This window comes from Ruegeria sp. CDSB029, assembly GCF_059611125.1.
In genome coordinates this window covers 117,957-138,214 of sequence record NZ_JBXWOX010000009.1, presented here as the reverse complement: position 1 = coordinate 138,214, position 20,258 = coordinate 117,957, and the positions used below count along the sequence as shown (strand labels likewise).

The window sequence follows — 20,258 nt, the reverse complement described above, 5'->3', positions numbered from 1 at the left end:
GACGGCGAATCGACTTTGACTCATCCTTGTCTCAACCAAATGAGCGCAAAAGCGCCGTGGATACTTGAGGCAGTAAAATGACAACAACCACCAAAAAGGGCGTGAAAACGCTCCCTTTAAACACGATTCTATCTGGCGACTGCATCGATGTGATGAACAGTCTGCCTGCGGAGTCGGTTGATCTGATTTTCGCGGATCCGCCGTATAATCTGCAACTCAAAGGCCAGTTGCACCGCCCCGATAACAGCCAGGTTGATGCGGTCGACGATCACTGGGATCAGTTTTCAAGCTTTGGTGTTTATGATCTGTTCACCCGCGAATGGCTGAAAGCGGCGCATCGTCTCCTCAAGCCCAACGGCGCGATTTGGGTGATTGGGTCCTACCACAACATTTTTCGCGTCGGTACAGCCCTGCAGGACGCCGGATACTGGATTCTGAACGATGTTGTCTGGCGCAAATCGAACCCGATGCCGAATTTCCGTGGCAAGCGGTTTACCAATGCGCATGAGACGATGATTTGGGCCTCAAAGCGTGAGGGTGCTAAGTACACGTTCAATTATGAAGCGCTGAAGGCGCTGAACGAAGGCGTGCAGATGCGCAGCGACTGGGTTCTGCCGATCTGCACCGGACATGAACGCCTCAAGGATGAAAATGGCGACAAGGCGCACCCGACGCAAAAGCCGGAATCGCTGCTGCACCGTGTCCTGATTGGTTCGACCAACCCCGGTGATGTTATTCTGGACCCGTTTTTTGGGACGGGCACAACCGGTGCCGTTGCCAAGATGCTGGGCCGCGAATTTATCGGGATTGAGCGCGAGGAAAGCTATCGCAAGGTTGCCGAGAAGCGTATCTCGAAAGTCCGCAAATTCGACCGGGAAGCGCTGGAAGTCAGCGCAAGCAAACGCGCTGAGCCGCGCGTGCCCTTTGGCCAATTGGTTGAACGCGGTATGTTGCGTCCGGGTGAAGAGCTTTATTCCATGAATCAGCGTCACAAAGCCAAAGTGCGTGCGGACGGAACGCTGGTGGGCGACAACGTCAAAGGCTCGATCCACCAGGTCGGGGCGCATCTGGAAAACGCGCCCTCATGCAATGGCTGGACCTATTGGTGCTTCAAACGCGATGGCAAAACGGTGCCGATCGACGTTTTGCGTCAGCAGATCCGGTCCGAGATGCACAACTGATTTCAAGAATGCCGCCGGTGCCTGTGGCCTGACACAAGGCACTACGCCTTGCCCCGCCGATCTCGGCGGGGTCTTTTGTTTTATTCTTCATTCAGTTCCGATATGAGATTCCTTGTCCTGCTGCTCACGGAAGGAACCTTGGCAATGTCGGATACCACAGCCAGCGAAACCCGATTTGGGCGGTTTTTTGTGACACAGCCCGACAAATATGATCTGGACAACAAGTACACCGAGGCTGCGCTGGAACGGCACAAGCGCGAAGGGTTGGAACTGGCTGTCCGCGCCCGCTGGGTAGCGATGGGCCTGACTGGCATTTTGTTGATCTACCTGAACCCCCATTGGGACGTTCTGTGGTATCACTTCATCCTGTTATTGATTTGCGCCAATGGTTGGTTGATCCGGCGGGCTGGCAGCGTGGGCCAGTCACGGGTCGAGCTTTTGCTGATCTTCGTCGACTTGCTGATCATGACTTTGGGGATGATCGTGCCGAACCCGTTCAGCGATGATGTTCGACCGCTGGCAATGCAATACCGGTTCGACAACTTCCAGTATTTCTTCATCATTCTGGCAGCGGGAACTCTGGCCTATTCGTGGCGCACGGTCGTGGCAATCGGCACGTGGACGGCGACGATGTGGACGGTAGGCTGGATCATCGCCTGGTGGGTCGCTACGCCAATTCCGGGCATCAGTGAGCGCATGTTCGAGGCATTGGCCGGGTATCCGGATGTTGCGGAGTTGCTGGACCCCAACAGTTTCATGGTCCCTCAGCGTATTCAGCAGGTGATCGTATTCCTGATGGTCGCGGTTACGCTTGGTATCTCGATGCGGCGGCTCAATCGATTGTTGATGACAAATGCCGGGCTTGAAAGGGAACGCGCAAACCTGTCGCGATATTTCTCTCCGAACGTTGTGGACGAGCTCAGCCAGAATGATGAGCCGCTCAAGCAGGTTCGCAAAGAAGACATCGCCGTTTTGTTCATCGACATCGTGGGGTTTACCAAATTCGCTGCCGGGCGCGACCCCTATGACGTCATTGAAGTTTTGCGCGGGTTTCACGCCCGAATGGAAACCGAAGTGTTTCGCCATCATGGCACGTTGGACAAATATCTGGGGGACGGATTGATGGCAACCTTCGGCACACCGGTGCCGACCCCATTGGATGCCAGCAACGCGGTCGCCTGCGCCCGTGATATGGTGGGCGTGATCGATCGTTGGAACATTGAACGGCGGCGCGCGGGCGAGCCCGAGATTCACGTGGGGATCGGTGTTCACTACGGTTCGGTGGTTTTGGGGGACATCGGAGCGAACCGACTGGAATTTGCGGTTATCGGGGATGCGGTGAATGTCTCCGCCAAGCTTGAGGCGCTGACGCGGGAACTGGGCGCGCGCGTGGTGCTGAGTGATGCGGTACGGGCACAGGTGATACAAGAAGGCAACAACGCTACCGATCTGACAGCAGGTTTTGTGAGGCATGAGAACCAGCCGGTCCGTGGGGTTCAGGGCTCTATGGATATCTGGGTTCGGTAGGACGGGTGGCTCCCGCCGATCTGCCACGCATCAAAGATGCGGGTCATCCCGTTGGGCCGGGCAGCGCGCTGGCGCGCGCTGCGGTCAGGACCGCGGCAACGGGTTGAGCGATTTGTTGTACGGCTTCCAGTCGGTGACTTCTGGATAATATTGACGCCGCCATGCCCTGACGCGGGGGTTCATGACGCGGCGCCACAGCGGTGGGATCATCGCAGCAACCGTCATGACCGGATAGCCGTAGGGCAATTGTGGGGCTGCGTCTTCCGAGTGATGCTGCAGCAACGGAAAGCGCCGGTTTGGTTTGTAGTGGTGGTCGGAATGACGTTGTAGGTTGATCAGCAACCAGTTCGACGCTTTTTGCGAGGCATTCCACGAATGGCGCGGCTGGACGTGCTCGTACTTGCCCTTGCCCAGGTGTTTGCGGGTCAGGCCGTAATGTTCGACGTAGTTCACCAGCTCCAGCTGCCATATGGCAACGCCGGCCTGTATCAGGAACAGGGCGACGCCCGACCATCCCCCAACCCCGAAGGCCAGCGCGAGCATGCCCGTCTGCAACGCCCAATAGCGCCAGAACGGATTTGCCGGGTCGGTCCAAGGGCGTTGTTTGCGCGCCAGTTTGTCCTGCTCCGCGCGGAAGGCAGAGCGAAGGCACTGCCACAGGACGCGTGGATAGAAGCGGTGAAATCCTTCGTTATACCGCGCAGTGACCGGATCGCGGGGCGTCCCGACATAGCGGTGGTGTACAAGCAGGTGTTCTGACCGGAAGTGAGAATACAGCACCATGGCTAGTAGAATATCACCCAGCCAACGTTCTGACCGCCCTTTCTGGTGCATCAGTTCATGGCTGTAGTTGATCCCGATGGTGCCCGAGATCACACCCATCCCGAAGAACAACCCAATCTTGCTAAAAACAGACAGGTGATCGGTATGTGTGGCGTACCAGAGCAACCCAAACAGCGTAAGAAACTGAACCGGGGCCCATGCCTTGGTCAGCAGAATGTACCATTTGAGACCGCCGTCCGGCGTGCCCGGATCGGCATTTTCAAGGTTCAGCCCCGTTAACCGATCCAGAACTGCAAACGCCCACCAAGTCGAAAGAGGCACAAGCAAGACCCACCAGCCTCCGGCAACGGCGGTAAGCCAGACGACGGGGATCAGCAGGAAGGACACCCAGAAGGGCAATGCCGCTTGCCAGCGTGACAGACTGTCTGATGCGATCATCGCTTCGCTCCGAGAAACTGTGGGCAGACTAGCCCCACCCGGCAATGCCACACAATGGGTTACGTAGAGCGCCAGAGATCATAGGCCTTGCGCATAACAGTTGGCAGATCACCGGGTCGGAAAGTGTGTTTTTCCATGACAATCAGATCGTCATGCGACCAGCCGACCGGCAGTTTGGCCGTCCAGATGCGCAGGATCAGGTGGAAGTGGGTAAAGGTATGGCGTACCTCGCCCGGCAGCACCTGCCATTCGCACGGAAAGGGCGGTGCTTCGGTCGGGCCGTCTGACCATTCTGATCCCGGCCAACCCAGCATGCCACCCAGCAGCCCCTTGTCGGGACGACGTTCCATCAGAAAGGCTCCGTTATCGCCTTGGGCTATATAGACATGGCCGTATCGCGTGGGTTTGGGCTTTTTCGGTGTCTTGCGTGGCAAATCGGATTGCGTTCCAGCGGCGCGAGCGGCGCAGGTGGCTTGCACCGGGCAGATACCGCAGGCCGGAGATTTTGGTGTACAGATTGTTGCCCCCAGGTCCATGACCGCCTGCGCATAGTCTCCCGGCCGCGTGGCAGGCGTAAGCGCAGCCGCATGCTTTTTCAGTTGCGGTTTTGAACCGGGCAAAGGGTCGTGAATGTCGAAAAGTCGGGCCATAACCCGTTCTACGTTGCCGTCCAACACGGTTTCGGGTCGGTCGAAGGCGATGGCGGAAATTGCAGCGGCGGTGTAGGGACCGATTCCCGGCAAATTGAGGAGCGCGTAATAGGTATCGGGGAACGTTCCACCATGTTGTTCGGCAACGACCCGGGCGCATTTCAACAAATTGCGGGCGCGAGCATAGTAGCCAAGCCCGGCCCATTCCCCCATGACCTGATCGTCGGGCGTCGCCGCCAGCGCTTCGACAGTTGGCCAGCGGGTTGTGAATCGCACGAAATAGTCGCGCACAGCCGCAACAGTGGTCTGCTGCAGCATGACCTCGGACAACCATATGCGGTAGGGGTCGGGCATCACGCCCGCAGCCCGATCGGCTGGGGCTACGCGCCAAGGCATCTCGCGGGCATGGCGGTCGTACCAATCCAGTAGCGCACTGCTCACGTCAAATTCACCAGAGTCACGCAAGTTTTATCTATCTCCTTGTCGGGTTTCGCTGGCGCCTGTTGTTCTGCCCTTTACAATAGCGGCGCAGGAGTTGGAAACCAGATGCAGCGCAGACGTTCTTCGACCCGCGGGTTCAAACGCACCGCGACATTGCTGAACGACCAGATCAGGCACGCCGGTGAGAGCCGGGGCTTTGCCGTATCACGCCTGCTGACCCATTGGTCCGAGATCGTTGGACAGGATATGGCCGCTATCGCGCGACCGGTAAAAGTGGGTTACGGGAAGGGTGGCATTGGTGCCACGCTAACGGTTCTGACCACCGGACCGCAGGCCCCGATGCTGGAGATGCAGAAGGAACAATTGCGCGGCAAGGTGAACGCGGTTTATGGCTATAATGCCATCAGCCGGGTGCGCATCACCCAGACCGCTCCGACAGGATTTGCCGAGGGGCAGGCCAGTTTCGACCACAAGCCGAAACAAGCGAAACCCAAGATCGAACCAGAAATAGCAGCCGAGGCAGACCGCGCTGCGCAAGAAGTTCACGATGGTGATCTGCGCGCAGCCCTTGAACGTCTGGGCCGTAACGTTTTATCCAAGCAAAAACGCTGAGAAAGGGCTGAGAAATGAGCCGTATTGCAACCGGAATTTGTGCGGCCGTCGCCGTGGCCGCTGGCGGTTATTGGCTGTCGCTGTCAAATTCCAACCCCGCCTATCCGCTGATCAGCAGCGCCGAGGCGCAAGAGGCAAATCTGGACACCTCGACCATCGTCGAGATGACTCTGGGTGCCGAGGACGCACCGGTCGAGATCATCGAATATGCGTCCTATACCTGTCCGCATTGTGCGAATTTCCACTCGGGAGCGTACAAGCAGCTCAAGAAGGATTTTATCGACACAGGTAAGGTGAAGTTCATCTATCGCGAGGTCTACTTTGACCGTTATGGCCTGTGGGCGTCGATGGTTGCGCGCTGCGGCGGGCCCGAAAAGTTCTTTGGCATCTCCGACCTGATCTACGAAGGACAGTCCGAGTGGACCAAAGCCGGTGGTCCCGCTGAAATCGTGGACGAGCTGCGCAAAATCGGGCGTCTGGCTGGTATCGACAATGATCAGCTTGAAGCCTGTCTGCAGGACGGAACCCGCGCGCAGACGCTGGTCGCCTGGTATCAGGAAAACGCCGAGCGCGACGGTATTCAGGCGACCCCGTCCTTCATCGTGAATGGCAAGCCGGTTGAGAATCAGTCCTATGACGGCTTCAAAAAGCTGATCGAAGACGAACTGGGCAGCTAATTGCTTTCACGACCGGCTCAATCCGGGCCGGTCGTCCTTTAGGGCGACGGGGCGATCTGCAAAAGCATCTGCCTGATCTTGTCCGCCTCATCGACTTTCAGACGAACCGGAAGCGTGATGACCTTGCTGCGAAACGCAGCGGGCAGGCGAACGGCGTCTTTTTCCGTGGTGACCATTTGCGCGCGCAACAAGCGGGCTTCGTTTTCAAGACGGGTCATCAGGGCGGGTGTCAGCGGCTGGTGATCATCCAGCGCTTCGGCTCGCAGCAAGGTCGCGCCTTGTTGGCGCAAAGTGGCAAAGAATTTCTCGGGGTGTCCGATGCCTGCAAAGGCAAGAACAGGCGTATCGCTCCAATCCATGCCGGTTTGCAGCGGCTCAACCGCGCCGGTCGCATGTGGGACGGGCAGTTTTTTCCCCCAGCGCTCGGCAAACTCGGTTTGGGCATCAGCCTCGCCAAGGGACAGCACCAGATCAGCGCGCTGTAACCCGACTTCCACCGGTTCCCTGAGGGGGCCAGCCGGTAAGCACAGTCCATTTCCGAACCCGCGTGCCGCGTCCACCACAATGACCGAGAAATCCTTGGCCACCGAGGGGTTTTGAAAGCCGTCGTCAAGCACGATGACTGTGGCACCCGCCGCGGCGGCTGCCTTTGCTCCAGCGGCGCGGTCTTTGGCGACCCAGACATCGGCAAAAGCCGCCAGCAACAGGGGCTCATCCCCGACCTGCGCCGCGGTATGCTTGCCGGGGTCCACGCGCACCGGCCCTTCGAGCGAACCGCCATGGCCGCGCGTGACCACATGTGTCTCATGCCAGGCATCGCGCAATTGCTCGATCATCCAGATCACGGTTGGGGTCTTGCCAGTGCCACCCGCGTTCAGGTTGCCAATGCAAATGACAGGAACGCCTGGGTTAATACCGGGTTCCGAGGCGACCCGACGCGCCGTTGCCACGGCATAGAGCTGCCCAAGCGGTGCCAGCATACGAGCGCGCAAATCCAGCCGATCCGGGGCGGTATTCCAGAAATCAGGTGCTCGCATCGTCTGCACTCCGCTGATCCAGATAGTCCTGAATCATGTCGATCAGGTGATCCGCTTGCGGCGCACCTTCGGTTACGATCTGCCACCCGGCCAGCGCCATATTGGCGGCCTGATCCGGTGCCAACAGTTCCACCACTGCATCGCCCAGCTCGGTGGCGGACCTGACCGTGCGCGCGGCCCCCGCCCGGTCGAGCTGATCGTATAGCTGTTGTTGGCTGTGCACAAATGGGCCGTGGATCACGGCAGAGCCCAGCGCCGTGGCGATCAGCGGGTCTGCGCCTCCGGCACCGCGTTCCAAAGAGCTGCCCATGAAGGTAACGGGCGATACCCGCTGCCAAAGACCCAGATCCTCGGGCACGGCGGAGAGGATCACCTGAGTCATATCCTCGATCGTCCCGCTTTCGTCCCAGTTGGTGCAGCGTAAATCCATCGCCTCAAGCCGCCGGTGCAACGGCCCGGCTTCTGTAATGTCGGCCACTTGCAATACCAATGCCAAACGCGGCAGCATGCGCATTGCCTGTCTATGGGCGCTGAGGACCGAGATGAATTCTTTGTCCTGGACCCACGCCGCCAACCAGACCGGTCGGCCAGACAGCGCATGGTTCACTTCGATCAGCTCGTCCTCGGGCCATGGGCGCGGGTTTGGGCTGACATGTAGGGGCGGTGCCTCTTGCACCTTGTTCGAAGCGATGCCCAATCGCCGAATTTGGCGGGCGATTTCCGGTGTCGTACATAGGATCGTCTGAAAACAGTCAATCGTGTATCTTGTGATATCGGGCAGCCAACGGCCGCCGCGCGCGATTTTCACGTCCGCCTGTGCTTCGATCAACATCATGGGAATCCCACGTTCCTCGGCGCGTGTGATCAGGTTAGGCATCAGGCCGCCCCCGACCCAAATTCCGATATCCGGCTGCCAATGGTCCAGAAACGCGCGCGCCGCCCCGGTTTGTTCGGTGGGCAGGTTGACCAGAGGGTATCCGCTGCTGGCCCATCTTGATAGATCTGCATCGGGTGGCGCGGTCAGAACCATCGACAGATTGGGGCGCGTCTGCTGCAACCGCTGGCAAAAATCAACAATAGCGCGGTGACGTTCCCACGCATTTATGTGCAACCACAGAACCTCGCCCTCGGGGCGCGCAATATCGCCGTTGCTGGCGGTATTCTGCATACCCCAGGACAGCACGCGATAGGCGGCAAGGCTTAACGAGCGTGGCTTGCTCATGGTGCGATTCCAGGGCTTTCCGGTTCGAGTTGTTCCGACAGTAGCCCATAAACACCTGAACCTGCAGCGATCACACCGTTCAGACGCGGAATTGCGTTGTTGAACCGCAGCGGCAGCCCCGCGCGGTCCGAACACCGGCCGAGGGCTTCGCGTATTATCAGATCACCTGCGGCGATGTCCCATTCCCAGCTGGGCCTGAGGGTCATCATCCCGTCAAATCGACCTTGTGCAACAAGGGCCATGCGATAGGCCAGAGATGGCCGGTAGTTCCGTTTGAACTCGGGTACCTGCCCCTGACGCCAGTGTTGCGGCTGCATGTTGGGTTTCGCGGCCAAAACCTCGGCGCTTTCCAACACACCGAGTTCGCTGACCCGGATCTTTTCGGCATTGAGCGTAGCGCCCTGACCTTTTGCTGCGGCGTATAGCAGGTTTCGCAGCGGCAGGTAGATCACAGCGGCCGTCACTTCGCCCTGTTCGGCGATGGCCAATGAATGGGCCCAGGTCCGCGAGCCTTCGGCAAAGCTGCGGGTGCCGTCGATGGGATCAATGATGAAAACACGGTCTTTCGACAGCCTGTCAGCTGAATCCTCGGTCTCTTCGCTCAACCAGCCATACCCCGGACGCGCTGCGGGCAGCATTTGCTCAAGCATCGCGTTCACGGCCAGATCAGCTTCGGTTACCGGGCCGGCCCCGTCGGGTTTATCCCAGCGTTGCGCCGTGGTCCCCGAAAACTGAGTGGCGATCTTTCCGGCCTCTAATGCGGCGTCAATCAGCAGTTGCAGGTCAGTTGCCGGCAAGTGTCATTCCTTCGATCAGGACCGATGGCACCACGCGGGACAAATACGTGCGTGCGTCATTTGCCGGAATAATCCGTTTCAGCATGTCACGCAGATTGCCAGCGATCGTGCATTCGTTGACGGGGTGGGTGATTTCCCCGTTTTCGACCCAAAAGCCTGATGCCCCACGTGAGTAGTCGCCGGTATTGGGGTTGATCGTCGATCCGATCATCGAGGTCACCAGCAGGCCGGTTCCCATGTCACGCAACAGATCGTCCCGGCTGCGTTGGCCTTGGGTCAAGCTCAGGTTCCAGTTGCTGGGCGACGGCGGGCCAGACACGCCACGCGCCGCGTTCCCAGTTGAGGCCATGCCCAGTTTCCGTGCGCTGGCCAAATCCAGTGTCCAACCGGTCAGCACTCCGTTTTCAACAACGGCCCTTTGCTGTGTTGGCAATCCTTCGGCGTCAAACGGGCGAGAGCCCGAGATACGTGGGCGGTGCGGGTCTTCGATAAGTGACAGGTGCTCAGGCAACACCTGCTCTCCCAGACTGTCCTTAAGCCATGACGCACCACGAGCAATGGCGGCGCCGTTGCTGGCGGCCAACAGATGACCGATCAGCGAAGACGAGATCCGCTCGTCAAACAGAACAGGGAACGTGCCTGTCGCGGGCTTTTGTGCCCCAATCAGAGCAACGGCGCGTTCGCCTGCTGTGCGGCCAATTTCATCGGGGCTGCGCAGATCGTTTTGAAACGTTCGGCTGTCGCCGTCGTAATCACGCTCCATCCCCGTGCCTTCGCCAGAGATGGCCACGCAAGAGGTCGAGCGGCTGCTGCGAGAATACCCGCCAGAAAAGCCATTTGTGGCGGCCAGATGCACGCGGTGGGTGCCATAGGCGGCCGCAGCGTCCGATACCTGGGACACACCCTGAATTGCCAAAGCGGCAGCTTCGGCAGCCAGCGCATCCTGCAAAAGCGCCTCTGCCGATGGCTCGGGCGTCGGGTCGAATTGTTCCAGTGCCGCGATATCCCAGTCTTTTGCAAGCTGGTCGGGCGTGGCCAACCCTGTAAAAGGATCTTCCGGAGCTTCGCTTGCCATGGCCACTGCACGTTGCGCCATCGCCGTCAGTGTTTCGGGGCGACTGTCCGAACTTGAGACGATCGCCTGCCGCTTGCCCAGAAACACACGCAGTCCCAGGTCGGTGCCTTCGGACCGTTCCGCGTGCTCCAGCGCGCCACTGCGGACTTCAACCGATACCGATGAGCCATCCAGAACGATGGCATCCGCCGCTTCAGCCCCGGCTTTGCGGGCCGCGTCCAGCAGGTTATGGCTGATTTCTTCGGGTGTGCGGGTCATGAGGCCTCCGGTCTGTGTGCATTCGACCTAGCCTTGGACCGCCGGTCTCGCAAGGCCTGCGGCTATTTTTGGTTGAGCAATCTATTGAAAGGGAATTCGGCACGATGCGTCCGATGCCAGGGTTCGCACCGCGGGCGAAGGTTTGGGAAGGCAGCGATGCCGCCTTCCCGAAGTGCTACTTGATACGTTGGCCATTCGCTAGAATCTGACCATCCGCAGTGAATTCGATTTCTGAATTCAGCGTGTCGGGCTCGTCACCCGGTACGGCCATCAGACCCATCATCATCCGCGCGCCCATTGCATCGCTGTCTGACACCAGACCCATCTCGATCAGCTTGTCGATCAGGGCGTTGGCACCATTCAGTTTCAGCTTGGCAACACCGGTCGGCGCGGGCATTCCGTCGAACTCTGAGACGTTGGAGTTGTCGAAGGTGAAATCGCCTTCACCGGTCAGCTTGGCCCCGACCAGAGACACCAGCAGTTCGTTGATCTTCAGCGAGTGCAACTCGCCCGGTGCGGCGTCAGATGCATCCAGGTTTTCGACTGCGGTAGGATCAAAGATGTTCAACAGAACCTTGGCGGTCCCGGTCGTGTCCAGCGCAATAGTCGCCGGGTCGCGCGGCAGGGCGCCTGCTGGGTCGAACATGCTCCACAGGATATCCGACATGGTGAAGTCGGTCAGGTTCATGGCGAATCCAAACGGTTGGATTTCCTCGGATTTCTGCACCGGGATTTCAAACTTGAACCCGGCATTCTCCATCGCGATTTCAATCGGGAAGGGCAGGTCGGCGGTCGTCACTGCGACTTTCGCGCTGTTCTGCTCGATGTCATAGGCAAGACGCTCGGCGTCGATGCTGGCGCCAAATTTGCCACCTTGGGATTCGCTTCCGACCGAGAATGCCTCGCCTTCGCTGGTGCCTGCAATCGCGTTCTGGCCGGATCCGTAGGTGAACAGCCCCGAGAACGAGAAGCCCGCCTTATAGAAGGCCTGCGGGTCCGAGATGTCGAATTCGGATGGGATAACGTTTGTACCTTCAAACGCCAGCTGGCTCATCGAGCCGTCTACCTTGGCCGTGTCGCCGCTGTCCGGGTCCTGGAACGCCATATCATAGGTCATCCCACCCGCGGTGAATTTCTGATCAATGTCACGGTTTTCGCCGATTTTCATGACCGAGCTGCCAGCCAGATCTGTCATGTTCAGGCTGAGCGCCAACGCATCAGCGGGCATCTTTTCGCCGTCCACATTCAGACCATCCAGCTTGATGCCTATCGTGTCGGCCGAATAGTCGTAAGTCATTTCGTCGGGCGAGCCTGAAACGATCAGGTTCATCTCGCTCTGCGAATAATCGACATTGACCGAGAACTTTTCGCCGTCCCCCTCTCCGGAAATCGTCATCGGAAAATTCTCGGGGAAACCAATACTCACCGTACCGTCGCCATTTTCCGTCAGGGTCATTTCTGGAACGACCATCTGAAAAGTTGCCTCTTCTTCCGGTAAGTCCATGGACATGGCCATGTTGGCAATCGTCGTGACATTTCCTGCAACGGTTTCGTCGCCCGAAACGGTGTACCCCATCTGACCCAGATAGGTTTTCCAGTCATTCCAGACATCCTGTGAGGTCAGGTCGGCAAGTGCACCTTGTGTGATAACGGCATAAGCCAAAACAGCACCGCAACTGCGGCGAAGGAAAACGGACATTACAGTACCCTTCTAGATAATTTTGCCGGCATCGTCGTGTTTGTGGCGTCGGGCGTCAAGGGGCAAGGACTGGACCCTTTACCCTTTCGCGCGGTAAGCATTCACACAATTTCAAACCGATAGAGGTAGAGGATCCAAATGCAGGGGAAAACCGTACTGATAACCGGGGCCAGCCGCGGCATCGGGGCAGAGGCAGGGCGCGTTTTTGCCGCAGCAGGCGCAAACGTGGCGCTGGTCGCGCGCAGTCGCGATCAGATCGCCGCATTGGCATCTGCGCTGGGCGAAAATGTGATCGCGCTGGAATGTGACGTCAGTGATTTTGCGCAGGTCGAACAGGCTGTGGCAGATTGCGTCGACCGCTTTGGCGGATTGGATGTTCTGATCGGGAATGCCGGTGTCATTGACCCGATCTTCCATCTCTCGAACGCGGATGTCGCGGCCTGGGACAAGGCGATCGACATAAACCTCAAGGGTGTGTTCTACGGAATGCGCGCAGCCCTGCCCATCATGCGCGCAGCAGGCGGGGGCACCGTGCTGACCGTATCATCAGGCGCGGCCTCGAACCCGGTCGAGGCATGGAGCCACTATTGTGCCTCCAAGGCAGGTGCAAAAATGCTGACGGAATGCCTCCATCTTGAGGAATCGTTGCACGGTATCCGCGCCATGGGTCTGTCGCCGGGGACCGTGGCGACGGATATGCAGCGGGTCATCAAGACAAGCGGTATCAACGCCGTCAGCCAGTTGGACTGGAGCGATCATATTCCTGCCGATTGGCCAGCCAAGGCGCTTTTGTGGATGTGCACGGCGGATGCCGATGAATTTTTGGGGTCCGAAATCTCGCTGCGGCGCGAAGATATTCGACAAAGGGTTGGGTTGACGTGATCGAACTGAACAAAGAAGATGGGTTGTGGATCGTCACCCTGAACAACCCCGGCAAAGCTAACGCGTTGACCGGGGCGATGTTGACCGAATTGGCCGAGATTGCCGAGGCCGCCACCGAGGCGCGCGCGTTTATCCTGACCGGAGCGGGCAGCGTGTTCAGCGCCGGGGCCGATCTGGACGAGGCGCGCGCCGGGCTTGCAACCTCGGACGTATGGGAGCGTTTGTCGGGTGCGATCGCTGCCCTGCCATGCCTGACCGTTGCTGCTTTGAATGGCACTTTGGCCGGCGGCGCGAACGGGATGGTGCTCGCCTGTGACATTCGTATTGCGGTCCCGTCCGCCAAGTTTTTCTATCCCGTAATGAAACTGGGTTTTCTACCGCAACCGTCTGATCCCGCCCGCATGTCGGCCCTGATCGGACCGTCCCGCACCAAGATGATCCTGATGGCTGGTCAAAAGATCACGGCGGATGAGGCCTATGCCTTTGGTCTGGTGGACCGGGTGGTGGCGCCGGACGCGCTGATGCCGACAGCGCGTGAACTGGTCGCTGATAGCACCGCCGCCGATCCCGAGATCGCAGCCCGTATCGCCGGGCTGTGCGGATGAGGCTGTCTGGCTTGCGACTGCGCGTCGCCGATCCTGAACAACTGGGCACATTCTATACGGATGTCCTTGGGATGTCGGTTCAGGCCCAGGGGGTGAGTCTGCGCATCGGTTATTTGGGGCAGGACGCCGATTTGCTGCTGATGCCTGGCGGCGGCGGATACTCCCATGACACAGGACAACGCTATTGGAAGATCGGCATTACAGTACCGGACGTTGATCTGGCCGCCGCGTTCCTGCGGGGCAAGGGGGTTGAGGTCTCGGACCCGAAACAGTTCATGGACATCGGGTACATGTCTCACCTCAAAGACCCCGAGGGGTTCGTGATCGAGCTGCTTCAGCATGATTTCGAAGGCAACCGGCCAGCAAATGCCGCAGACCCGAACGAGCCGTTTGCACAAGCTTGTATCGGTCAGATCACCCTGCGCACCGGGGATATGGCAGCCGAGGACGCATTCTGCCGTGATCAGGGTATGCGCCTGCTTTCGATGCAGGACGTCGGGCAGTATGGCTTTGATCTGCATTTTTACGCATTCACCGACGAGGTTCCGCCAAACCCAGACCCTTGGGCTGTGGAAAACCGCGAATGGCTTTGGAAACGCCCTTACACAACGCTGGAGTTCCAGCATGTCGACGGTGCCCAATTTTCCAATGTTCCCGATTATCGCGGGTTGGAGTTTCAGGGGCTTGCCGCGCCGACGCGGGATGCGTTTGGCGACCCGGTTAATCCCGGCTGATCAACGCCCGCGCCGCTTGCCCGGAACCTTCGACCGAAACCCGGGCGGGCGTTTGTGGACCCAATTCAGGAATTTTTCCAGCCGAGGGTGGGCGCGCAGTGCTTCCACAGTGTTGAATTCACGAGCCAATTCAGCCTCTGTCAGGGTCGCGTGCACTTCTTTATGGCAGATCTGGTGCAGCAGGACGGTGGGTCCGCCCTTGCCCCCTTTGAGTTTTGGGATCAGATGGTGCAGGCTTCCGCCCCCATCCGGGATCGGACGGCGGCAGAGCGGGCAGATCGGATCGCTGTTCGTCATCACACAGGTAAGGTTGCGCCGGGTGGCGCGAAAGGCAAGAGGGCAGGGATGGCACAGGCACTGGTGATCGGCGGTGGACCCGCAGGCCTGATGGCAGCCGAGGAACTGGCCAAAGCCGGGCACTCTGTTGTTGTAGCAGAGGCCAAGCCTTCGGTTGCGCGAAAGTTCCTGATGGCGGGAAAGTCCGGGCTGAACCTGACCAAGGACGAACAGTTTGAGATTTTGCTGAGGTCCTATGGTGAGGCCGCGACCTGGTTGCGACCAATGATTGCCGAATTCGATGCGTCGGACGTGCAAACCTGGGCGCAAGGGCTGGGGCAAGAGTTGTTCACGGGCTCGACCGGCCGGGTGTTTCCGACGTCGATGAAGGCATCTCCGCTGTTGCGGGTGTGGCTGGCACGGCTGGCAGAGGCTGGCGTTCAGATCAGAACACGTTGGCGGTGGGTTGGCTGGGACGGTGCCCAAGCCGTTTTCGACACGGATGATGGCAGGCAGAACCTGTGCCCCGATGTGACAGTTCTTGCGCTGGGCGGGGCAAGCTGGTCGCGGTTGGGATCAGACGGAGCATGGGCATCGGTGCTGACGAGTAATGGCGTGCCCCTCACACCTTTCGCACCCGCAAACTCAGCCATTTCCGTGGAATGGAGCCCCCATATGCAGCCTCATTTTGGCGCGGCTTTGAAATCGGTGCGATGGAGGGCCGGAGAGTTGGAAAGCCGCGGCGAGGCTGCGGTTTCGGCGAAAGGGTTGGAAGGGGGCGGACTGTACTCACTGACCCCGGCCTTGCGTGACAGAGCACCGCTTTTTGTCGATTTGTTTCCGGATTTGGATGCCGATACGTTGCGCAATCGTTTTGCGTCAAAGAAATCGAAAACGACCCTTTCGCAGTGGCTGAAGAAATCTCTGCGCCTGTCTCCGCAAAAGGTTGCCCTGTTTCATGAAATGTCCAAGCGCCACGGTCAGATCCAGTCGCTGGACGTGAGGGCGATCAAGCATCTGCAGATCACCCACGCGGGCCTGCGCCCGATGGACGAGGCCATTTCCACAGCAGGAGGTGTGTCACGTGCGGCGCTTAATGAGGGGCTCATGCTGACTGCATATCCCGGAGTGTTTTGCGCAGGCGAGATGCTGGATTGGGAGGCCCCGACCGGGGGGTACCTTCTGACAGCTTGCCTGGCGACCGGCCGTTGGGCTGGGCGCGCGGCGGCACATTGGTTGGATCAAAGCGGTTAGCGGGTCCGCGCCAGCATCGCCAGACGGATCATGGCGCGTTCGACCAATGCCATGGCCGGTGCGGTTTGCCCGGCCGAGCGCAGCGACAGGTCGGTATCGGTCAGAACCGTCAATGCAGTTTGCAATTTTGGCGCACCCCACCCTTGGGCCTGACGCAAAATGCGGTCGCGGCGCTTTCCATAAACGGGGGGGCGCAGCTTGCCGATTCCCTGCGCTGCTCCGCCGGGATCGGATGCACAGGCATACAAAGTGCGGAAATGCCTTGTCGCGCCGATACACAGGCTGACCGCATTGGTTCCTTGTGACTGCAAACGTCGGATCAGCGGGCCGATTTCACCCGCGCGACCATCGGCAACCACGTTCAGCACATCGTCCAGTGCGGCCTCGGTCGAGCGGGGCGCGCAGGCTTCGACGTCTTCAATGGTCAGTTCGGAGCTGTCATCGCGTTTGTAAAGCGACAGTTTCTCAATCGTTTGGGTAAAGTCACCGGGGCTTATACTGGTTGCCAGCTCAGCAATCGCGGCCATCGAATCGCGCGGGATGTTCTGCAAACCGGCCTCAGAAAGTATTCGTTCGACTTCGGCCCGGGATGGTGGGTCGTCATAGATACCTACCGCATAGGCCGAGCGGTGTGCTTCGAACGCTTTACGAATCTTGGAACTGGCTTTGAGCTGCCCGGCGGTTACGATGATCTGGGCATCGCCAGCTACCCAATCTTCCAGCGCGGCAAGGATTGCTGGGGCGGCCGTGTCGGTTGTGTCTTCGACGAATACAGCGCGTGGCCCGGGAAAGAACCCGACCGCCTTGACCGCGTCCAGCAACAAGGCCGGATCGCCACGCAGATCGCTTCCGGGCAGGCGGGTCAGCCGCATCTCTTCTTCGGCATTGGCGCCCAGCAGAGCGGCCAAAACCTGTTGCCGCTTTAGCGCCACGCGCATCGCATCCGCACCGTAGATCAACAGCCCGGTCTTATCCGCGTCGGGTCTCGAGAAATATCCCTCGGCCTCGCGCGGGCTCAGCTTCATGCGGACAGGCCCGGCGTGGCGTACAGCCTACTGATGATCTGATCGGACAGAATCACCATCAGGCGCTGCGTAGCATCCCGCTCATCAGCCAGTGTGGATACGGTGGAACCAGCAGCCGAATACCCCACGAAGTCCGTCACCGAGCCAGAGGCAAGAACTTGCCCCGTCGCTTTCGATCTAAGCGAATAGTTGGCGGTCCCGTTGATGATAAGACGGTTGGTTTCGTTCGTTGAGGTGATCGATGCCGCCACCGTCTGGGTCACGACGGAAACGTCCAGACTGTATTCACTGCCGGATGTTGCGCTACGGCCTAGCTTTTGTTCCAGATCTTCGACCAGAAGAAAGCTGGTGACCGTGTTTGGTGCCGACACTTCTACGCGACCAAAAAGGGCCGAGCCCGATCCGCCTGGAGCGTACACAGGTTCAAACCCGCAGGCGGCAAGCGCCAAGGGCATCAGCAACAAGGTTCTGCGGTTAAACGACGACATTCACAATCCGGCCCGGTACAACGATTACTTTCTTGGGTGTGGCGCCATCCAGCGCCTTTTGCACAGCTTCGGTGCTCAGCGCGACTTTTTCAACCTCGTCCTTGGGCATATCTTTGGCCACGCAGATTTCCGCGCGGCGCTTGCCGTTGATCTGGATCGGCAGGGTGACGGTGTCGTCCACCAGCATAGCTGCATCCGCAACCGGCCATGATGCCGTGGCAACCAGCCCTTCGCCACCCAGCAGCTGCCAAAGCTCCTCGGACAGGTGCGGGGTCATCGGCGACATCAGCTGTGCCAGCGTTTTGGCGGCCTCGCGTTTGGCTGCGGTGCCCGCCTTGGATTTGGCCAGGGTGTTGGTGAAAGCATAGAGCTTGGCGATTGAGGCGTTGAAGCCGAAAGATTCGACTCCGCCTGTGACGTCATGGATGGCTTTGTGCATCTCGCGCAGCAGGGTTTCATCCTCGGCATTGGCCGGAACATCCGATTCGGCGATTTCCGAGGCGATCCGATGCACACGGCTGAGGTGCTTGAACGCAGCCTCGGCCCCGGATGCGGTCCACTCCACATCCCGTTCAGGCGGCGAATCGGACAGGACGAACCAACGCGCGGTATCCGCGCCGAAGGCCGAGATGATGCTGACCGGGTCGACCACGTTTTTCTTGGATTTCGACATCTTGGCCGAGGGGATAATTTCAACCTCGGTGCCGTCGGCCAGTTTTCCGTCGGTCACATCTTCAGGCAGGTGATAAACCGGACGGCCATTGGCGTCGCGTGTCTGATAGATTTCATGCGTGACCATGCCTTGCGTGAACAACGCATTGAACGGCTCGATGGCTTTCTTAGGCAGGTGACCCGTGATGTTCATCGCCCGCGCGAAGAAGCGCGAGTAGAGCAGGTGCAGAATCGCGTGCTCGATACCGCCGATATACTGGTCGACGTTCATCCAGTATTCGGCCTCGGCCAGATCGGTGGGTGTGTCAGCGCGTGGCGCGGTGAAACGGGCGAAATACCACGACGAATCGACAAACGTATCCATCGTATCCGTTTCACGTTTGGCAGGCGCGCCGCAAGACGGGCAAGGGGTGTCACGCCAATTGGCATGGCGGTCCAGCGGGTTGCCGGGGATCGAGAAGTCGATGGGTTTGCCGTTGCCATCGTCGTAAGGCAATTCGATCGGCAGATTTTCTTTCTTCTCGGGCACGGTGCCACATTTGTCGCAATGCACGACCGGAATCGGGCAACCCCAATAGCGTTGACGGCTGAGCCCCCAATCGCGCAGGCGATATTTGGTGACGCCTTCACCCCAACCTGCTTTTTCCGCGAAATCGACGGTGGCGTTGATCGCCTCATCCCCAGAGGCCTCGGTCAGGCCTGCGAAGTGGTCCACCCAGCGGACTTTTTCAGTTTTCGGCGGCACAAAGGCGATCTTGTCGACCGGCTTATCGTCATCCAGTGCAAAGAAGGTGTCGATGACCGGCAGGCCATACTTGCGGCAGAAATCAAGATCACGCTGGTCATGCGCGGGGCAGGCAAAGATCGCGCCAGTTCCATAATCCATCAGGATGAAATTGGCGATCCAGACCGGCAGTTCCCAATTCGGGTCCAGCGGGTGACGCACGCGAATGCCGGTGTCGTAACCCAGCTTTTCGGCCGTCTCGATGGCCTCTTCCGTGGTGCCACCCTTGCGGCATTCGGCAACAAACTCAGCAACTTCGGGGATTTCGGCCTCAAGCTGCTTGGCAATCGGGTGATCCGGCGAAATACCAACAAAGGACGCGCCCAACAGCGTATCGGGCCGAGTCGTATAGACGGTGATGGGCTCACCACCATCAGTACGTTCGAAGCCAAATTGCAGGCCGCGCGACTTGCCGATCCAGTTTTCCTGCATCAGCCGCACTTTGGCAGGCCAGTTCTCTAGCGTATCAAGCGCATCCAGCAATTCTTCGGAATAGTCCGAGATTTTGAAAAACCACTGGGTCAGCTCGCGCCGTTCCACCAGAGCGCCCGAGCGCCAACCGCGTCCATTTTCCACCTGCTCATTGGCCAGAACGGTCATGTCGACCGGGTCCCAGTTCACCACGGCGTTTTTGCGGTAAACCAACCCGGCATCGAGCATATCGAGGAACAGAGCCTGTTGCTGGCCATAATATTCGGGGTCACAGGTGGCGAATTCGCGGGACCAATCGATCGACAAGCCCAGCGGCATCATCTGCCCGCGCATGTCGGCGATGTTGCTGTATGTCCAGTCTTTCGGGTGGCCGCCAATGGCCATGGCGGCGTTTTCTGCCGGCATTCCAAAAGCATCCCAGCCCATCGGGTGCAGCACGTTGTGCCCCGTCGCCAGCTTGTGACGCGCAATGACGTCGCCCATCGTATAGTTGCGCACATGCCCCATATGGATTCGCCCTGACGGGTAAGGGAACATCTCAAGCACGTAATACTTCGGCTTGTCTGCCGTGTGGTCGGCGGTGAAGATCCCGGCCTTGTCCCAGGCCTCTTGCCATTTTGCTTCGATTTCGGTGGCCGAGTAGCGCGACATTGTGCGGTCCTTCGTGAATGAAAACGCCGGGCGTGAACCCGGCGTGGTAATATTGTGA

At 59.2% G+C, this 20,258-nt stretch carries 19 protein-coding genes; 8 read left to right on the top strand and 11 right to left on the bottom strand.

The window, feature by feature from the left end; all coding sequences use genetic code 11:
- The first annotated feature begins 77 nt into the window (after positions 1–77).
- The gene (locus AC2FI8_RS12995; RefSeq protein WP_496768598.1) at positions 78–1,181 is read left to right on the top strand and encodes a site-specific DNA-methyltransferase; all 1,104 of its coding nucleotides are present in this window, start codon (positions 78–80) and stop codon (positions 1,179–1,181) included.
- A 144-nt stretch (positions 1,182–1,325) separates the two neighbouring features.
- Positions 1,326–2,708, top strand: a complete 1,383-nt coding sequence (locus tag AC2FI8_RS12990; RefSeq protein WP_496768595.1) for an adenylate/guanylate cyclase domain-containing protein — start codon at positions 1,326–1,328, stop codon at positions 2,706–2,708.
- 84 nt (positions 2,709–2,792) lie between these two features.
- Here AC2FI8_RS12990 and AC2FI8_RS12985 read toward each other — a convergent pair whose 3' ends face one another.
- The gene (locus AC2FI8_RS12985; protein WP_496768593.1) at positions 2,793–3,929 is read right to left on the bottom strand and encodes an alkane 1-monooxygenase; all 1,137 of its coding nucleotides are present in this window, start codon (positions 3,927–3,929) and stop codon (positions 2,793–2,795) included.
- A 59-nt stretch (positions 3,930–3,988) separates the two neighbouring features.
- Positions 3,989–5,044, bottom strand: a complete 1,056-nt coding sequence (gene mutY / locus AC2FI8_RS12980) for an A/G-specific adenine glycosylase (RefSeq protein ID WP_496779419.1) — start codon at positions 5,042–5,044, stop codon at positions 3,989–3,991.
- Positions 5,045–5,125: 81 nt separating this feature from the next.
- Between mutY and AC2FI8_RS12975 the strand changes: the two genes are divergently transcribed.
- Together AC2FI8_RS12975 and AC2FI8_RS12970 are read left to right on the top strand one after the other, a co-directional pair.
- A complete protein-coding gene (locus AC2FI8_RS12975; RefSeq protein WP_496726549.1) occupies positions 5,126–5,632 on the top strand; it encodes a DUF721 domain-containing protein in 507 nt (168 codons plus the stop codon).
- Positions 5,633–5,646: 14 nt separating this feature from the next.
- Positions 5,647–6,309 carry a DsbA family protein gene (locus AC2FI8_RS12970; protein ID WP_472724577.1) on the top strand — a complete coding sequence of 221 codons (663 nt, stop codon included), beginning with the start codon at positions 5,647–5,649 and terminating at the stop codon, positions 6,307–6,309.
- Between the two features lie 38 nt (positions 6,310–6,347).
- Here AC2FI8_RS12970 and lpxK read toward each other — a convergent pair whose 3' ends face one another.
- The 5 genes from lpxK to AC2FI8_RS12945 form a co-directional block, all read right to left on the bottom strand.
- Positions 6,348–7,346 (bottom strand): tetraacyldisaccharide 4'-kinase, encoded by a 999-nt coding sequence (gene lpxK, locus AC2FI8_RS12965; protein ID WP_496779417.1) that lies wholly within the window; start codon positions 7,344–7,346, stop codon positions 6,348–6,350.
- The gene (locus AC2FI8_RS12960; RefSeq protein WP_496779415.1) at positions 7,333–8,568 is read right to left on the bottom strand and encodes a 3-deoxy-D-manno-octulosonic acid transferase; all 1,236 of its coding nucleotides are present in this window, start codon (positions 8,566–8,568) and stop codon (positions 7,333–7,335) included. The genes lpxK and AC2FI8_RS12960 overlap by 14 nt, the downstream gene beginning before the upstream one ends.
- Positions 8,565–9,365, bottom strand: coding sequence for a 3'(2'),5'-bisphosphate nucleotidase CysQ (locus AC2FI8_RS12955; RefSeq protein ID WP_496779413.1), 801 nt, complete (start codon positions 9,363–9,365; stop codon positions 8,565–8,567). The genes AC2FI8_RS12960 and AC2FI8_RS12955 overlap by 4 nt, the downstream gene beginning before the upstream one ends.
- Positions 9,352–10,698: a TldD/PmbA family protein gene (locus AC2FI8_RS12950; RefSeq protein ID WP_496779412.1), complete on the bottom strand. Its 1,347-nt coding sequence runs from the start codon at positions 10,696–10,698 to the stop codon at positions 9,352–9,354. Before AC2FI8_RS12950 ends, AC2FI8_RS12955 begins: the two co-directional genes overlap by 14 nt.
- Before the next feature lie 175 nt (positions 10,699–10,873).
- On the bottom strand, positions 10,874–12,397 hold the full coding sequence (locus tag AC2FI8_RS12945) for a DUF2125 domain-containing protein (protein WP_496779410.1): 1,524 nt from the start codon (positions 12,395–12,397) through the stop codon (positions 10,874–10,876).
- A gap of 132 nt (positions 12,398–12,529) precedes the next feature.
- Between AC2FI8_RS12945 and AC2FI8_RS12940 the strand changes: the two genes are divergently transcribed.
- From AC2FI8_RS12940 to AC2FI8_RS12930, 3 genes are read left to right on the top strand one after another with little or no spacing between them, the layout of a single operon-like run.
- On the top strand, positions 12,530–13,279 hold the full coding sequence (locus tag AC2FI8_RS12940; protein WP_496779490.1) for an SDR family oxidoreductase: 750 nt from the start codon (positions 12,530–12,532) through the stop codon (positions 13,277–13,279).
- Positions 13,276–13,884, top strand: coding sequence for an enoyl-CoA hydratase/isomerase family protein (locus tag AC2FI8_RS12935; protein ID WP_496779408.1), 609 nt, complete (start codon positions 13,276–13,278; stop codon positions 13,882–13,884). Before AC2FI8_RS12940 ends, AC2FI8_RS12935 begins: the two co-directional genes overlap by 4 nt.
- Positions 13,881–14,618 carry a VOC family protein gene (locus AC2FI8_RS12930; RefSeq protein ID WP_496779406.1) on the top strand — a complete coding sequence of 246 codons (738 nt, stop codon included), beginning with the start codon at positions 13,881–13,883 and terminating at the stop codon, positions 14,616–14,618. Before AC2FI8_RS12935 ends, AC2FI8_RS12930 begins: the two co-directional genes overlap by 4 nt.
- Here AC2FI8_RS12930 and AC2FI8_RS12925 read toward each other — a convergent pair whose 3' ends face one another.
- Positions 14,619–14,915 carry an HNH endonuclease gene (locus tag AC2FI8_RS12925; RefSeq protein WP_480792021.1) on the bottom strand — a complete coding sequence of 99 codons (297 nt, stop codon included), beginning with the start codon at positions 14,913–14,915 and terminating at the stop codon, positions 14,619–14,621.
- Between the two features lie 48 nt (positions 14,916–14,963).
- Here AC2FI8_RS12925 and AC2FI8_RS12920 point away from each other — a divergent pair, with 48 nt between their 5' ends.
- A complete protein-coding gene (locus tag AC2FI8_RS12920) occupies positions 14,964–16,148 on the top strand; it encodes a TIGR03862 family flavoprotein (RefSeq protein ID WP_496779403.1) in 1,185 nt (394 codons plus the stop codon).
- On the opposite strand, the gene holA is transcribed toward AC2FI8_RS12920, so the two are convergent.
- From holA to leuS, 3 genes are read right to left on the bottom strand one after another with little or no spacing between them, the layout of a single operon-like run.
- A complete protein-coding gene (gene holA / locus AC2FI8_RS12915) occupies positions 16,145–17,173 on the bottom strand; it encodes a DNA polymerase III subunit delta (protein ID WP_496768566.1) in 1,029 nt (342 codons plus the stop codon). The genes AC2FI8_RS12920 and holA overlap by 4 nt on opposite strands.
- Positions 17,170–17,661 carry an LPS assembly lipoprotein LptE gene (gene lptE / locus AC2FI8_RS12910; protein ID WP_472724567.1) on the bottom strand — a complete coding sequence of 164 codons (492 nt, stop codon included), beginning with the start codon at positions 17,659–17,661 and terminating at the stop codon, positions 17,170–17,172. Before lptE ends, holA begins: the two co-directional genes overlap by 4 nt.
- Positions 17,648–20,200 (bottom strand): leucine--tRNA ligase, encoded by a 2,553-nt coding sequence (gene leuS / locus AC2FI8_RS12905; protein ID WP_496768563.1) that lies wholly within the window; start codon positions 20,198–20,200, stop codon positions 17,648–17,650. Before leuS ends, lptE begins: the two co-directional genes overlap by 14 nt.
- Between the last annotated feature and the right edge of the window lie 58 nt (positions 20,201–20,258).